At 57.5% G+C, this 15,015-nt stretch carries 14 protein-coding genes; 8 read left to right on the top strand and 6 right to left on the bottom strand.

The window, feature by feature from the left end; translation table 11 throughout:
• Positions 1-20: 20 nt before the first annotated feature.
• Entirely contained in the window at positions 21-1,010 is a 990-nt protein-coding gene (locus B9Z41_RS10785; protein WP_100147068.1) for a malate dehydrogenase, read from the bottom strand.
• A 146-nt stretch (positions 1,011-1,156) separates the two neighbouring features.
• On the opposite strand from B9Z41_RS10785, the gene B9Z41_RS10790 reads away from it, so the two are divergent.
• The 8 genes from B9Z41_RS10790 to B9Z41_RS10825 all read left to right on the top strand — a co-directional run bounded on the left by B9Z41_RS10790 (position 1,157) and on the right by B9Z41_RS10825 (position 7,568).
• Entirely contained in the window at positions 1,157-1,969 is an 813-nt protein-coding gene (locus B9Z41_RS10790; RefSeq protein WP_100147069.1) for a GntR family transcriptional regulator, read from the top strand.
• A 90-nt stretch (positions 1,970-2,059) separates the two neighbouring features.
• Positions 2,060-2,491: a succinate dehydrogenase, cytochrome b556 subunit gene (sdhC, locus tag B9Z41_RS10795; protein WP_100147070.1), complete on the top strand. Its 432-nt coding sequence runs from the start codon at positions 2,060-2,062 to the stop codon at positions 2,489-2,491.
• 18 nt (positions 2,492-2,509) lie between these two features.
• Complete coding sequence (sdhD, locus tag B9Z41_RS10800) at positions 2,510-2,875, top strand: succinate dehydrogenase, hydrophobic membrane anchor protein (RefSeq protein ID WP_100147071.1); 366 nt, start codon at positions 2,510-2,512, stop codon at positions 2,873-2,875.
• 3 nt (positions 2,876-2,878) lie between these two features.
• Positions 2,879-4,675 carry a succinate dehydrogenase flavoprotein subunit gene (gene sdhA, locus B9Z41_RS10805; RefSeq protein WP_100147072.1) on the top strand — a complete coding sequence of 599 codons (1,797 nt, stop codon included), beginning with the start codon at positions 2,879-2,881 and terminating at the stop codon, positions 4,673-4,675.
• A 13-nt stretch (positions 4,676-4,688) separates the two neighbouring features.
• Positions 4,689-5,393, top strand: a complete 705-nt coding sequence (locus tag B9Z41_RS10810) for a succinate dehydrogenase iron-sulfur subunit (RefSeq protein WP_100147073.1) — start codon at positions 4,689-4,691, stop codon at positions 5,391-5,393.
• A gap of 31 nt (positions 5,394-5,424) precedes the next feature.
• Complete coding sequence (locus B9Z41_RS10815; RefSeq protein ID WP_100147074.1) at positions 5,425-5,748, top strand: succinate dehydrogenase assembly factor 2; 324 nt, start codon at positions 5,425-5,427, stop codon at positions 5,746-5,748.
• A gap of 28 nt (positions 5,749-5,776) precedes the next feature.
• On the top strand, positions 5,777-7,090 hold the full coding sequence (gene gltA, locus B9Z41_RS10820) for a citrate synthase (RefSeq protein ID WP_100147075.1): 1,314 nt from the start codon (positions 5,777-5,779) through the stop codon (positions 7,088-7,090).
• An 85-nt stretch (positions 7,091-7,175) separates the two neighbouring features.
• Positions 7,176-7,568 (top strand): hypothetical protein, encoded by a 393-nt coding sequence (locus B9Z41_RS10825; RefSeq protein ID WP_100147076.1) that lies wholly within the window; start codon positions 7,176-7,178, stop codon positions 7,566-7,568.
• Positions 7,569-7,575: 7 nt separating this feature from the next.
• Here B9Z41_RS10825 and B9Z41_RS10830 read toward each other — a convergent pair whose 3' ends face one another.
• The 5 genes from B9Z41_RS10830 to B9Z41_RS10850 form a co-directional block, all read right to left on the bottom strand.
• Positions 7,576-9,018 carry a hypothetical protein gene (locus tag B9Z41_RS10830; RefSeq protein WP_100147077.1) on the bottom strand — a complete coding sequence of 481 codons (1,443 nt, stop codon included), beginning with the start codon at positions 9,016-9,018 and terminating at the stop codon, positions 7,576-7,578.
• Positions 9,019-9,027: 9 nt separating this feature from the next.
• Positions 9,028-9,390, bottom strand: a complete 363-nt coding sequence (locus B9Z41_RS10835) for a hypothetical protein (RefSeq protein WP_100147078.1) — start codon at positions 9,388-9,390, stop codon at positions 9,028-9,030.
• Positions 9,383-11,614 (bottom strand): hypothetical protein, encoded by a 2,232-nt coding sequence (locus tag B9Z41_RS10840; RefSeq protein WP_143474196.1) that lies wholly within the window; start codon positions 11,612-11,614, stop codon positions 9,383-9,385. Before B9Z41_RS10840 ends, B9Z41_RS10835 begins: the two co-directional genes overlap by 8 nt.
• A gap of 17 nt (positions 11,615-11,631) precedes the next feature.
• On the bottom strand, positions 11,632-12,309 hold the full coding sequence (locus B9Z41_RS10845; protein ID WP_100147080.1) for a glycosyltransferase family 2 protein: 678 nt from the start codon (positions 12,307-12,309) through the stop codon (positions 11,632-11,634).
• 53 nt (positions 12,310-12,362) lie between these two features.
• On the bottom strand, positions 12,363-15,015 hold a 2,653-nt coding region (locus tag B9Z41_RS10850), incomplete at its 5' end, for an S-layer family protein (RefSeq protein ID WP_199172977.1).

The raw sequence follows: 15,015 nt of genomic DNA on the forward strand, positions 1-15,015 counted from the left end.
GGGTGACGTCCTGTGGTGGCTTACTTGACCAAGTGGGCCACGCCAGCTTGCTCGTCGGTCAGCTCTTTGAGCGTCTTGTCGATGCAGCTTTGGCTGAAGGCGTCGATGGCCAAGCCCTCGACCACTTTGTATTCGCCGTTTTCGCAGGTCACAGGGAAACCAAACATGACATCTTTAGGAATGCCATACCAGCCTTGCGAAGGAATACCCATGGTCACCCACTTGCCGTTGGTGCCCAAGGCCCAGTCACGCATGTGGTCGATGGCAGCATTGGCAGCTGAAGCAGCCGACGACAAGCCACGGGCTTCGATGATGGCAGCGCCGCGCTTGCCCACGGTGGGCAAGAACACGTTGGCGTTCCATTCTTGGTCGTTGATCATGTCTTTGACCGACTCGCCCTTGATGGTGGCAAAACGGTAATCGGCGTACATCGTGGGCGAGTGGTTGCCCCACACAGTGAGTTTTTCGATATCGGCCACAGCTTTGCCGGTCTTGGCCGCAATTTGGCTGGCCGCACGGTTGTGGTCCAAACGCAGCATGGCGGTGAAGTTGCCAGGCTTGAGGTCAGGGGCCGCCTTCATGGCGATGTAGGCGTTGGTGTTGGCAGGGTTGCCCACCACCAGCACTTTGACATCGCGCGACGCCACAGCGTTCAAGGCTTTGCCTTGGGTTGTGAAGATGGCACCGTTGATGGCCAACAACTCGGCGCGCTCCATGCCTGGGCCGCGAGGACGTGAGCCCACCAACAACGCATAGTCGGTGTCTTTAAAGGCCGTCATCGGGTCAGCGTGGGCTTCCATGCCCACCAGCAAGGGGAACGCGCAATCTTCGAGTTCCATCATCACGCCCTTGAGTGCTTTTTGGGCTTTCTCGTCAGGAATTTCCAACAATTGCAAGATCACGGGTTGGTCTTTGCCAAGCATTTCGCCCGAGGCGATGCGGAACAACAAGGCATAACCGATTTGGCCAGCTGCGCCGGTAACGGCAACGCGAACAGGCTTTTTGCTCATGGTGAAAACTCCAAATAAGTGAGGGATGAAAAAAAGATGTCGACAAGTTTACCCTCGAAAACCCTCGGGCGACCTGTCTTATGTCTTATAGAAGATATGATCTGAGGTTGACAAAGACCTGACACCCTTCCTTTTCGCACCCACCCATGGCCACCCACGCCCCTTCCGTTTTCGCCTCTGCCTCCTCGGCCAGTGCGGACACCCAAGACTCGGGCACCTTGCAGGCAAGCCTCACACCAGCCTTCAGCCCGCTGTACCAGCAAATCAAGGGGCTCATTTTGCAAAGCCTGCAATCCGGCGAGTGGAAGCCCGGTGAAGCCATTCCCAGCGAGATGGACTTGGCAGCGCGCTTTCGCGTCAGCCAGGGCACGGTGCGCAAAGCCATTGACGAGTTGTCGGCAGGGAACTTGGTGGTAAGGCGTCAAGGCAAAGGCACCTTCGTGGCCACGCATGCCGAGCACCAGGTGCAATACCGCTTCTTAAAGCTGCAACCCGACAACGGCGACACGCAAAGCGAAGGCCCTGCCGCACGCACCATCATCGATTGCAAGCGCCTGCGTGCAAATGCCGAAGTTGCCCGTGCCCTGAGCTTGCGCACAGGTGATGCGGTGTTGCAAGTACGCCGCGTGCTGTCGTTTGCCGGCGTGCCCACCATCTTGGAAGACCTGTGGTTGCCCGGCACGCCCTTCAAAGGATTGACGGCAGAGCGTCTGAGCAGTCACCAAGGTGCCATGTATGCCATGTTCGAAACCGAGTTTGGCGTGCGCATGGTGCGCGCAAATGAAAGTATTCGTGCCGTCAACCCAGACGCCGAACAAGCCGCACTCTTAGCGGTAAATACCACCACCCCGCTGCTCAGCGTAGAACGTGTGGCTTACACCTACAACGACACCCCCATGGAGTTGCGACGCGGCCTGTACCGCACCGACACCCACCATTACCGCAATGTGCTGAGCTGATGTCTGAAACCCTCATGTCAGTTTGTTGCGGTGCAATAGAATGAAAAGTTGTTTTCATATGCAGACAAACCCGAAGAAAGACCTTTACCCATGACCGAGCTTGCCAAAAAGCGGCCTGAGTTCCGCAACATCAACGCGCTGACGGACCTGCCCACCTACCGCCTCCCGGCGGCAGGCATTGTGTCCATCTTGCACCGCATCAGCGGTGCCATCATGTTTTTGTTGCTGCCCTTCATCATCTGGATGTTCGACATGTCGGTCTCTTCCGAAATTTCGTTCGCCAAATTCAGCGCAGCATTCAACATCGGTTTGGGCTTCGTGCCAGGCTGGTTCATCAAGCTGGTCGCTTTAGCCATCATCTGGTCTTACCTGCACCACATCATTGCCGGCTTGCGCCACCTCTACATGGACATGTGCCATGCGGTGACCAAAGAATTTGGCAAGTCATCTGCCGTCGTCACTCTGGTGTTGAGCCTGGGCCTGACCGCCGTGCTCGGTGCCAAGCTGTTTGGCCTTTACTGATTTCCTAGGAGCAACGAAATGTCCGTGAATTACGGTTCCAAGCGCGTCGTCGTGGGCGCGCACTATGGCTTGCGCGATTGGCTGGCCCAGCGCGTCACTGCCGCCCTGATGGTGTTGTTCACCGCCGCCGTGCTGGCACAAGTGCTGCTCACCAGCGGCAGCATCGGTTACGACAAATGGGCTGGCATTTTCAGCACCCAATGGATGAAGGCGCTGACCTTCACCATCTTCATTGCCTTGGCTTACCACGTGTGGGTCGGCATGCGCGACATTTGGATGGACTACATCAAGCCGGTTGGCCTGCGTTTGGTTCTGCAAGTTTTCACTTTGGTTTGGCTGGTGTCGTGTCTCGGCTGGGCCATTCAGGTTCTCTGGAGGCTCTGATTCATGACTGTTAAAAGCTCTATCCCACGTCGCAAATTTGACGTGGTCATCGTCGGTGCCGGTGGTTCTGGCATGCGCGCCTCGCTGCAACTGGCACGCGCTGGGTTGAACGTGGCGGTATTGTCCAAAGTGTTTCCCACCCGCTCACACACCGTGGCAGCGCAAGGCGGCATTGGTGCCTCCTTGGGCAACATGAACGAAGACAACTGGCACTACCACTTCTACGACACCGTCAAAGGCTCCGACTGGCTCGGCGACCAAGACGCCATCGAATACATGTGCCGCGAAGCACCCAAAGTGGTGTACGAACTGGAACACATGGGCATGCCGTTTGACCGCAACCCAGACGGCACCATTTATCAACGCCCCTTCGGCGGCCACACCGCCAACTACGGCGAAAAAGCCGTTGAGCGCGCCTGCGCTGCGGCAGACCGTACCGGTCACGCCATGCTGCACACCCTGTACCAGCAAAACGTAGCCGCCAAAACCACCTTCTTTGTCGAGTGGATGGCACTGGACCTGATCCGCGACGACGCGGGCGACGTGGTCGGTGTGACCGCGCTGGAAATGGAAACCGGCGAGTTGTACATCTTGGAAGCCAAGACCACCATGCTGGCCACCGGCGGTGCAGGCCGCATCTTTGCCGCATCGACCAACGCCTTCATCAACACCGGCGACGGTTTGGGCATGGCGGCGCGCGCAGGCATTCCGCTCGAAGACATGGAGTTCTGGCAATTCCACCCCACAGGCGTGGCCGGTGCGGGCGTGTTGTTGACCGAAGGCTGCCGTGGCGAAGGCGCCATTTTGCGCAACAGCAATGGCGAGCGCTTCATGGAGCGCTATGCCCCTGCCTACAAAGACTTGGCCCCACGCGACTACGTGTCACGCTGCATGGACCAAGAGATCAAAGAAGGCCGTGGCTGCGGGCCCAACAAAGACTACATCAACCTCGACATGACCCACCTGGGCGTCGAGACCATCATGAAGCGTCTGCCTTCGGTGTTTGAGATTGGCCATAACTTTGCCAACGTCGACATCACCAAAGAGCCTATCCCCGTGGTGCCCACCATCCATTACCAAATGGGTGGCATCCCCACCAACATCAACGGTCAAGTCGTCACACAAGACGCCAACAACCAAAGCGTGGTAGTCAATGGCTTGTACGCGGTGGGCGAATGCTCTTGCGTGAGCGTGCACGGCGCCAACCGCCTGGGCACCAACTCGCTGCTCGACTTGCTGGTGTTTGGCCGCGCTGCGGGCAACCACATTGTGGAGTTCAACCAGAAAAACAAACACCACAAGCCACTGCCAGACAACGCGGCCGACATGTCGCTGGCCCGTCTGGCACGCTTGGACAGCAACAGCACCGGCGAATACGCCCAAGACGTGGCCAACGACATCCGCAACGCCATGCAATCGCACGCCAGCGTGTTCCGCACCCAGGCCTTGATGGACGAAGGCGTGACCAAGATTGCTGAGTTGCGTGAGCGTGTGCAAAACATTGGCCTCAAAGACAAGTCCAAGGTGTTCAACACCGCGCGCATCGAAGCGCTGGAAGTCGAGAACTTGATCGAAGCCGCACAAGCCACCATCGTGTCCGCCGCCGCCCGTCACGAGAGCCGTGGCGCACACACCGTGGACGACTACGGTGACACGCCTGAGCACCCCAATGGCCGCAACGACACCGAGTGGCACAAGCACACCTTGTGGCACAAAGAAGGCAACCAGCTGTCTTACAAGCCGGTTCAAATGAAACCTCTCACCGTTGAGAGCGTCGAGCTCAAGACCCGTACTTTCTGATCAGGCACGCACCATGACAAAACGCACGTTTCAAATTTACCGCTACGACCCAGACACCGACGCCAAGCCTTACATGCAAACCATTGAGGTTGAATTGGACGGCAGCGAACGCATGCTTCTGGACGCCTTGATGAAACTCAAGGCCGTCGATCCCACCATCTCCTTCCGCCGCTCATGCCGCGAAGGCGTGTGTGGCTCGGACGCCATGAACATCAACGGCAAAAACGGCTTGGCTTGTTTGACCAACATGAACACCTTGCCCGGCACCATCGTGTTGAAGCCTCTGCCTGGCCTGCCTGTCATTCGCGACATGATCGTGGACATGACGCAGTTCTTCAAGCAATACCACTCCATCAAGCCCTACTTGGTCAACGACACCCAGCCGCCCGAAAAAGAGCGCCTGCAGTCGCCCGAAGAGCGTGACGAGTTGAACGGTTTGTACGAGTGCATCTTGTGCGCGAGCTGCTCCACCAGCTGCCCCTCGTTTTGGTGGAACCCCGACAAGTTTGTCGGCCCCGCAGGTTTGTTGCAGGCCTACCGCTTCATTGCCGACAGCCGCGACCAAGACACCGCTGGCCGCTTGGACAACCTCGAAGACCCGTACCGCTTGTTCCGTTGCCACACCATCATGAACTGCGTCGATGTGTGCCCCAAGGGTTTGAACCCCACCAAGGCCATTGGCAAGATCAAAGAGTTGATGGTGCGTCGCGCCATCTAAGGCGCATCACCCCAAGCACAGGAGCACCAACATGGATGTGGACGCACCATTTCGCGACACCTCGGTGGGTGACCCTTTGCTCGACGGTTTGGATGGACAAGAGGTGCTCAACGAGCGCGCACTCAGCAAACTGCGCTGGCGCTGCCGCCGTGGCCTGCTGGAAAACGACTTGTTCATCCAGCGGTTTTTTGAGCGGCACGAAACTCGCTTGACCGTGTGCCATGCACGCGGCTTGTACGCCCTGATGGATTTGTCGGACAACGACTTGCTCGACCTGCTCTTGCAGCGCAAAGAATTGCCAGACGCCAACACCCCACAAGAAGCACGCCAAGTGCTGACGATGCTGAGACATTGACTCAACAAGATTTTTAGGAAAAAGAGCCATGAAACTATCTGAAAACAAAGCCACCCTGTCGTTCAGCAACGGCAGCCCCAGCATCGACATGCCTGTCTACAACGGCAGCATTGGCCCCGATGTGATCGACATCCGCAAGCTCTACGGTCAAACCGGGATGTTCACCTACGACCCCGGCTTCTTGTCCACCGCGTCGTGCCAGTCGGGCATCACCTACATCGACGGCGACAAAGGCGAGCTGCTCTACCGCGGCTACCCCATTGAACAACTCGCCACCAACTGCGACTACCTCGAAACCTGTTACCTCTTGCTCAAGGGCGAGTTGCCCAACGCGGCACAAAAAGAAACCTTCGTCAAAACCGTGACCAACCACACCATGGTCAACGAGCAAATGCAGTTCTTCTTGCGTGGTTTCCGCCGTGATGCACACCCCATGGCCGTCATGACGGGCTTGGTCGGCGCTTTGTCGGCCTTCTACCACGACAGCACCGACATCAACAACCCAGAGCACCGCGAAATCTCGGCCATTCGCTTGATCGCCAAAATGCCCACCCTCGTGGCCATGGCCTACAAGTACACCATTGGCCAACCCTACATGTACCCCAAGAATGACCTGAGCTACTCGGGCAACTTCTTGCGCATGATGTTTGGCACACCGTGCGAAGAGTACGTGGTCAACCCCGTGCTCGAGCGTGCCCTCGACCGCATCTTCATCTTGCACGCTGACCACGAACAAAACGCGTCCACCTCCACCGTGCGCTTGTGCGGTTCGTCGGGCACCAACCCCTTTGCAGCCATCGCAGCGGGCGTGGCTTGTCTTTGGGGCCCCGCACACGGCGGTGCCAACGAAGCTTGCCTGAACATGCTGGAAGAGATTCAAGCCATGGGCGGCGTGGCCAAAGTGGGCGAGTTCATGGAGAAGGTCAAAGACAAAAACTCCGGTGTCAAGCTCATGGGTTTCGGTCACCGCGTGTACAAAAACTACGACCCACGCGCCAAGCTCATGCAAGAGACTTGCGACGAAGTGCTCAAAGAGTTGGGCTTAGAGAACGACCCTCTGTTCAAACTGGCCAAAGCGCTGGAGAAAATTGCCCTCGAAGACGAATACTTCGTCAGCCGCAAGCTCTACCCCAACGTCGACTTCTACTCTGGCATCGTGCAACGCGCCATCGGCATCCCTGTGAACCTGTTCACCGGTATCTTTGCCTTGGCCCGCACCGTCGGCTGGATTGCCCAGTTGAACGAAATGATCAGCGACCCCGAATACAAAATTGGTCGCCCACGTCAGTTGTTCACTGGCTCACCTGTGCGCGAAGCTTTGCCTATCTCTCAACGCAAGTAATTGCTGCGAGACTCGTCTCTGCCATGCCCCGCACCCGCGGGGCATTTTTTTATCCCTCCCACACACAGTGATAGGCTCTCGGCCCATGAGTTCTGCCCCCTTCTTGCCCACACCCGACGCCTTGCGCGCGCTGGCCCGCACACCCCACACCGACTGTCAATGCAGCCTGCAACGCTGCGCGGGTTGGGAAAGCATCACCGAGACCGAATGGCCTGACGCACACCTACAGATCGCTGCCACCTTGCGCGACCCCGAGCTGTACGAACCCACCTTTGAAGAACACCACCCCAACGGCACGCGCTACGACTCGCCCGAAGCCCCTGTGGCGGTGAAACACTTTCCGTACAACCGCTGCGACGTGTTTGCCTGCACGCGCTGCCAACAACACGTGCTGCGCTACACCGAGTTTGGTGGCTACTACGTGGACCACCGCGCGCGTCGCTTAGACCCAGACACGGTGTGCGACACCACGGACTGAGCCTCACTCAACCCCCAAGTGCCTGCGCTGCGGCCAGCGTCTTAGACGCGTACAACCCACGCTTTGACGGGTCTTGATGGCTCAAACTGCCCCAGCCAAACACCTGCTCACAGAAAAAAGCAAGCTTCAAAAACTGCTCACCTTCGACCCCCAAGTCTTTGGCGAGCTGGTTCAATTCCGCCCTTAAACAAGGGCTCAAAGCGTGTTGTGCTTTGATCATCTTGGCGTTGTGTACCAGCGTATCCACAACACCAAAGCCATACGACTTCCAGCCCAGCTGTGGCGCATAGCCATCCAGCCCAAAACTCGCGGCACAGGCCATCCACTGATGTTTTGAATGGGGGGCCAAATAAAACGCAAATTTTTGATAGCCCGTGAATCCACCCACGTGGTCAATCAACAGCTCGCGGCCTTGGCGAACTTGAAAAAAAGCATTCAACGACTCAGCCCCCTCAAAAAAGGGCTGCCCGCCATACGCCATGCACACATAGTTCGCCAACGTGGTGTAAGGCGGCGCAAAAAGCAAGGCCATGTCAGGGGCCACAGGCATACGTGCATCAATCTGCGGCAACGCACGCTGTAGCAACTCAAGTGTTGAGCCTTGCGCAGCCACCTCGCCACTTTGTCTGCGCACAATCCCATGCAAGGTCTGGGTCATCCAGAGGTACACACCCAGCGTGATGCTTTTCATCAATGACGGGCTGTGGCAAAAAATCACATCGTTCTCAATCGCCACCGTTTGATGTCCACAAAACTCACACCATTCAGCCCCTACCAGCCTTCGCGTGGGCAAGCGCAGCATCAACCCTGCGGCGTCCCCCAAATCCACATAAGCACCAGGCAAAAGCATCAACACTTGCAGACGCAGCAAATCAGAAGCCAGACACATCAACCCGTGCTGCCCCCACTGCGCCCTGGCATGCTGGGTCAGCCATGACAAACTGGCCCTCACATCCTGCACCGATGTCAAACTTGAATCGATATCAGCGCCCTGCACGAGAGACCTCAACAGCGTTTGTCCCTCTTGTTGCGCCCACAAGCGTTCGTAATGCACCACCACATCTGCCAAATCAAGCCATGGTGCACCCAGGTGCACGCGCATGTCCTCATACAGCAAGAAAGGCAAAAAACACTCACGCTCCAAAAGGCAAATCTTGAACCAACGACAGCAGGCCGCGTGCTCGCCCAAAGCCTGCGTGGCCACCCCACGCAACGCGGCAGGAACGTCACCCCAAGGAGCCAAAACAATCGAAACAGAATCCTGGGCGAGCATGGCCGACTGCGCCGATTGGTCGACCCAAAGCAGTGGCAAATAGGGTTGGTCTTCTGGGGCCAGACCGTCGTAAATATCCAAGCCATCCATGAACAAACCCGCGAGCCTGTGCGCATTCGCAACGCTGCGCACGGACGGGGCCTTGCCCATCCAAATCAAGTGCGTGAGGCCAGCCATCTCAAGGTGTCAGTGGGTCAGCGCTTCAGCAGAAAAATGGTCGTACACCAGCAGGGCATGGTCCCGGAAATTCGCCAAGTACTGTGCGTATGGATTGAAGCGCCTGAAAAACGGCAGGACCGCTTGCAACAACACACGTGAATCAGCCCCCATGCGCTCGTGCATGGCGGGCGTCAGGTGAATCTCCCCTCGGGCGATGCCGCCTAACAAAAACCGAAACAACCACACGTTCAAATCCAGCACCGTCACCTGCCACTGTGGCAGCTCACGCTCAACAAAGCCTTTGAGCATGGCCACCCCCAAAGAGGGTGACGTGGGCATCGTCATCGGTGGAAACACCAAAGTGATGCGACGCATAGACACCTCAGACATGTTGAACCGCCTTCTCGTAAACCGCTTCAATATGCCGCGTGTGCGCTTCAATGTCACACACCGGCGACGCCAACATCTGCGCCCGAAACGCGTGGCGTGACCACGGCGTTTGCCGCAGTTGCTGCGCCAGTTCAGTCGCAATGCGCACGTAGTCGGCCTCGTCGCGGGCCACCCAAGCGTCTTTGCCCATCGCACGCAAAAAACTGGCCCCCATGCGAGACACAAAGTTGGCGCCCTCTAAGGTCACCATCGGGCAGCCCATCCACAAAGCCTGCAAGCTGGTGGTGCCCCCGTTGTACGGGGTAGGGTCGAGCGCAATGTGCACATCGTGGTACTCCTGCATCATCTGGCTCAACTCGGTCGGCCCTCTGAACTGCAAGCGACGCGGGTCCACACCATGCGCCACAAAGCGCTGCCGCGTCATGGCCTGCACCGCTTCGTCGCGCAACACGGGGGCCTTGATCAACAACACCGAATCGGGCACCGCTGCCAGCACCTGGGCCCACAGGGCCACCGTTTTGTCGCTGAGCTTGAGCAGGTTGTTGAACGAGCCAAACACCAACGGCCCTTGCACCGGGTTTGGCACATCGGTTTGCAGCGGGTCATGGTCTACCGGTGCCCAGCAAAACACACTGCCCGGCAAACGCGCCACACGCTCCACAAACAAAGACGCGTGCTCAGGGGGGGACACCACCTGGTCGCCAATCAACCAGTCAAAGCAACGCAAACCGGTCGAGTGTGGGTAGCCCAGGTACGTCATTTGCACCGGTGCACCACGCATGGCAAACACCCCCAAGCGATGCGATGAGGTATGCCCCGCCAAATCGACCAGTACATCCAAGTGATCGGCTTGCACCATGGCGTGCAAAGCTGGGTCGTCCAACTTGGCGCCCTCGCGCCAGTGGTCGGCACACGCTCGCGCCTGGCGTGTGTACTCGTCATGCATGGTGCCCACGTGGTAGATGAACACTTCCAGTCGGCTGTGGTCGTGGCGCTTCAACACCGGCAGCATGAACAAATTCACCGGATGCTGACGGTGCAAATCGCCTGACACATAGCCCACCCGCAAACGCCGCGCACCTGAAGCAGCGGGTGCCAGTGCATGCATCACCTCTTGGGCATGCCTCGCAGGGTCTTGCAAATGCTGCGCCTTGTTCGGGTGTGTTTGTGCAAAGTCGGCCAGCAAAGCGTCGCCCACACGACGGTGCAACTGGCCCACAAACTCGGCACTGAGATGGTCTTGGTACAAGCTTTGCATCAGCAAACGCGTAGCGCCCACACCGTTGTTGCTCACGCCCTGGGCTTCAAACACAGCCAATGCGCGGTCAAACTGTGGGCGGCTCACACCACTGTTGTGCAAGTCGTCCAGCGCCCCTTTGGCCTCGGCGTTGTCAGGCTCCATCTCCAGCACACGTTGCAAGTTTTGTTCGGCTTGTTGGCTCAACCACACCTTGCCTTGTAACTGCCCCAAGGCCAGCAAAGACCCCGCGTGGTGGGGCCGCAAACGCACCACCGCTTCGCGCACTTGCAGCGCCTGCTCCCAGTAGTTGTTCAAAAACAAAATGTCGGCCAAAAAGGCCAAGAAATCAGGGTTTTGCGACTCACCCGCTTTGGCAAAGGATTGCTCCGCAGCCACAGCGTTGCCCAAGTGCATCTGCGCCTCGGCTTGCAACAGCCAAGACCCATAACGCCTGGGCGCTTGCTGCAACACGGCCTGCAACGCAGCCAAGGCACCCGAGGCATTGCCGCTGCGCAAGCGCCACACCGCCAACCAGTGCCCCGTCTCACCCAGCAAAGGCTCGGCGGCCAAGGCTTGCACCACGGCCTCACGTACCACCGCTGACGTTTGCGTGCCCTCCCCTTCAGGCAAGGCCAGCTCATGACAGCGCGCCAAATACAACCAACTCAACCAGTCGCCCGCATCAGCAGCCACTTGTGCTTGCAACACCGCAATGGCCTGGGCCAGTCCAGGCCACACCGGTGCAGCCTGCATCAGCACCTGGTCTCCCCCTTGCCAAGGCTCACCCACGGCAAGTTTGCCAAGCAGCCTCTGGGTCTCCGTGCCCAAACGGGCCTCACAACGCTGCGCCTGAGTGGCCGCATAACGGGCGTGCCAAGGCAACGCGCGGCGCGCGTAGTGGCGCAACAGGCCCATCCAGAGTGCAGAGTTTGCAGGGGTTTTCTTCAACGCTTGCCAGGCTTTGCTGGCTTTTGGGATATTCAACGCACGGTCTCCATGGCTCAGGTGCCCCACTTCTTCAAATAAGCATCGGCATTGCGTTGCCAGTCGGGCGAAAAATAACCCCCGCCGCCGCTGGCATGGGTGATGGCCAAAGGCCAGGTTCCCAAGCTCAGGCCTGCTGCTTGCGCACTGCGGCAAAAGTCTAGGTCATACAAATGAAAGTCAAACTGTGGGTCAAAACGCACGCATTGCGTTTGCAAGCGCCCGGCACGTGCGGCCAGCAGCACGCCATCAAGCAATTCCACTTTGGCAGGTGTCGCGCCAAAAAAGGTCAACGCCTTGTGGCTGGCACTGCCATGCATGATGGCACCGCTGGCATAAGCCATGTCCCACTGGTTGGTATGGGGCAGCATCAGCCAAGTGGTTTGCTCGGGTTGCCGACGCCGGTTGCCCGCCACACCCACCACATCAAAATGCAGCAAAGCCTCTTGCAAACGCCAGCCCAACATCCAATCGTCCACTGCCACATCGTCGTGCGCGAACACCAGCACATCGTCAGGAGCGGCGGCGTCAATCACAGCGTTGTAGCTCAAGGCCAAGGCTTGCGTGTTGTTGGCAAACACCCGCAACTCAAGCGGCGTCAGCTCATGCACTGGGCCGAGTGAACGGCTCAACGGTGCGCGCACTTCAAACTCGGCTTGCGACCAGCGGGTTGCGGTGACAAAAATCAAAGCCATCTCACCCTTTCAATTTCTCAAATGAGTGTATCCGGCTCGCCGCCCATTCAAAATCAAGTCAGGTGCCCAGTCGCATTCACAATGGCTTGATCAATCAACAATTGCGCATACACAGTAGCCGAGTAGTAGTTGTATGCCACCATAGTGTGCGTATGGGATGTTCCGCCAATATCCGTATAGGTATAAGTGATGGCCGTATTGGTCGACGATTTAACCCAGCCGGTAGCACTGACACCAATAGAAACGTAGTCTGAGCTATCCCCCCAAATCATCAGTTGATGCTTCATCACACTTTGAGCCAATGCTGTTCCACCTGAACTGCCTATTCCGGACGTGCTGCTGTTGAAGACGTTCATGCCGGTCATATCCAACACATCACTCAGTCCCAACGTGAGTTGATTCCCCTTGCCACCAGACAGAGATGCATCAGCAGAAAGGTCTATCACTTCAATGGACTCTAGACGCGAACTGTCAACCCCAGCATTTTTGATTGCGGTGAGATTCAGACTAACTCCTGCACTGGCAGTGCCACCAGCCAATTGCAAAATATCAACTCCTGTACCACCATCTATGCGAGCCAACTGTGTGATGTTCCCCCCCGCACCAAAGTTACTTTGCAGCGCCGTCACCATGGCAGCGGTCACCACAAAAGTATCGTTACCTTGGCCCCCATACAAAACATCTGCCCCTGTGCTGGCGCTTGAGGTCAAGGTGTCGTTACCTGCCCCACCCACCAAAGTTTGGCTACCCGTTGAGGTACGAGTCTCATCGGCAGATGTACCTACCCAGTCGACAGCTGTACCGACACCCAACGCACCACTGGTGCTACCAAAAATCACGTAGGTACGTCCCGCATTGCTGCCTGAGGTCGGGTCAGCGTTGTTCGCACCCACAATCAAATCGGCCATGCCGTCACCGTTGATGTCACCTCCTGCACTCACCGAAATACCGCTCTCATCTGAAGCACATTGGCCATTGATCACAAAGCCCCCCGTACCTGCGGCAATGGCCGACAAATAGACCGCTGTAGAAGCTGTTTTGCCGTACACCACATACGTGCGGCCCGCATTGGTGCCTGTTGTGGGGTCCGCATAATGTGCGCCCACCAGCAAGTCCGACAGTCCGTCACCGTTCAAGTCGCCAGCATTGCTCACCGACAAGCCACTTTCGTCGCTGGCACTTTGACCATAAATCACGAAACCACCACTGGGAGTGGCTGATGCCACCGTGGCCAAACTCACGGCCGCAGTAGTTGATTTACCAAACACAACGTAGCTAGCACCTGCAGATGAATTAGAGCCCTTCGCGCCCACAATCACGTCGGCCAGACCGTCTCCGTTCACGTCCCCTGCTGCACTCACTGACCAACCGCTGTACGAAGAAGCGCCCGTTCCATTGATGGCAAAACCGCCTGAAGCCAATGCAGAACTCAAAGTGACATCACCAGATGTAGAACCGCCAAAGATCACATAACTGGAGCCTGAGGAGACTACGCCAGAAGAGTCAGCATTGGGTGCGCCCACAATCAAATCGGCATAACCGTCCCCGTTCACATCGCCTGCGGCACTGACCGAATACCCGCTGTTATCTGCGGTACATGCCCCTGTAATTTTGAAACCACCCGCTCCTCCTGTAATGCTACTTAAACTGATGGCAGAACTGCTCGTTGTACCAAATACGACGTAGGTATAGCCTTTACCAGCTGCTGGACCTGTGCCACCGGTATAAGGTGCGCCCACAATCAAGTCTGCCAAACCATCGCCGTTCACGTCACCTGCAGCACTCACAGAGTAACCAACGGCCCCCGAGGCATCTTTACCATTCATCACAAAACCGCCGCTGCCCAGGCTAGACAAAGCAACCGTCGTGTTGCTTGTTTTACCAAACACGACGTAGCCCGTCCCCGTGGGAGCTCCTGTACCTTTGGCACCCACAATCAAATCAGCCAAACCGTCCCCGTTCACATCCCCCGCACCGCTCACCGACCAGCCACTCATGGCGCTTGCAGCACCGTTGATGATGAAACCGTTCGTATCGCCCGTGGTTCCTAGTGCAGATAATTCAATAGCCGTCTTGGCTGATCCACCAAACACCACATAGCTCATGCCAGTATTACTCGTACCCGCAAACGTGCCAGTGCCAATGATCAAGTCGTCATAGCCGTCCCCGTTCACATCGCCCGCATTGCTCACGCTATAGCCGCTGTAGTTGTTTAAACCAGCACCGTTGATCACAAAGCCACCCGTACCGCTGGTAATGGATGACAGTGATACGACGTCTGTCGACCCCGAAATAGCGACAGTCACAGTTTGGGCCGTTCCATCCACGGTAGTCACCGTGAAGGTGTCACTCAAAGTCTGTCCAGTATTCAAGGCGTTGACAGTGGCGTTGTTGTTATCAATCGTATACGTCCATACACCCCCAGCTGTCATCGTGTACGTGCCGTACCCGCTGTCCCCTGCCACGCTCGTTTGCGCCACAAACAGGTTGGCCGTCCCGTCCACGTCCGTGCTCGTCAAGGTCCCACTTGCCGTGGTGGTTGCACTGTCTTCTGTGACAGTCCCACTGGTCGTGCCACTGATCACCGCCGCGTCGTTGGTGCCCGTCATCGTCACCGTCAACACCTGCGTCGTGCCGTCTGCCGCACTCACCGTCGCCGTGTCACTGTACGTGCTCCCAGCCACAAACTCGTTGTGCGCCGTGCCC

It is taken from the genome of Limnohabitans sp. JirII-31 (genome assembly GCF_002778315.1).
Taxonomy (GTDB): Bacteria; Pseudomonadota; Gammaproteobacteria; order Burkholderiales; family Burkholderiaceae_C; genus Limnohabitans.

What these genes read in the sequence shown, in the direction of transcription:
- B9Z41_RS10785 (WP_100147068.1), bottom strand. Translation starts at nt 1,010, where the DNA reads ATGAGCAAAAAGCCTGTTCGCGTTGCCGTTACCGGCGCAGCTGGCCAA.
- B9Z41_RS10790 (WP_100147069.1), top strand. Translation starts at nt 1,157, where the DNA reads ATGGCCACCCACGCCCCTTCCGTTTTCGCCTCTGCCTCCTCGGCCAGT.
- sdhC (WP_100147070.1), top strand. Translation starts at nt 2,060, where the DNA reads ATGACCGAGCTTGCCAAAAAGCGGCCTGAGTTCCGCAACATCAACGCG.
- sdhD (WP_100147071.1), top strand. Translation starts at nt 2,510, where the DNA reads ATGTCCGTGAATTACGGTTCCAAGCGCGTCGTCGTGGGCGCGCACTAT.
- sdhA (WP_100147072.1), top strand. Translation starts at nt 2,879, where the DNA reads ATGACTGTTAAAAGCTCTATCCCACGTCGCAAATTTGACGTGGTCATC.
- B9Z41_RS10810 (WP_100147073.1), top strand. Translation starts at nt 4,689, where the DNA reads ATGACAAAACGCACGTTTCAAATTTACCGCTACGACCCAGACACCGAC.
- B9Z41_RS10815 (WP_100147074.1), top strand. Translation starts at nt 5,425, where the DNA reads ATGGATGTGGACGCACCATTTCGCGACACCTCGGTGGGTGACCCTTTG.
- gltA (WP_100147075.1), top strand. Translation starts at nt 5,777, where the DNA reads ATGAAACTATCTGAAAACAAAGCCACCCTGTCGTTCAGCAACGGCAGC.
- B9Z41_RS10825 (WP_100147076.1), top strand. Translation starts at nt 7,176, where the DNA reads ATGAGTTCTGCCCCCTTCTTGCCCACACCCGACGCCTTGCGCGCGCTG.
- B9Z41_RS10830 (WP_100147077.1), bottom strand. Translation starts at nt 9,018, where the DNA reads ATGGCTGGCCTCACGCACTTGATTTGGATGGGCAAGGCCCCGTCCGTG.
- B9Z41_RS10835 (WP_100147078.1), bottom strand. Translation starts at nt 9,390, where the DNA reads ATGTCTGAGGTGTCTATGCGTCGCATCACTTTGGTGTTTCCACCGATG.
- B9Z41_RS10845 (WP_100147080.1), bottom strand. Translation starts at nt 12,309, where the DNA reads ATGGCTTTGATTTTTGTCACCGCAACCCGCTGGTCGCAAGCCGAGTTT.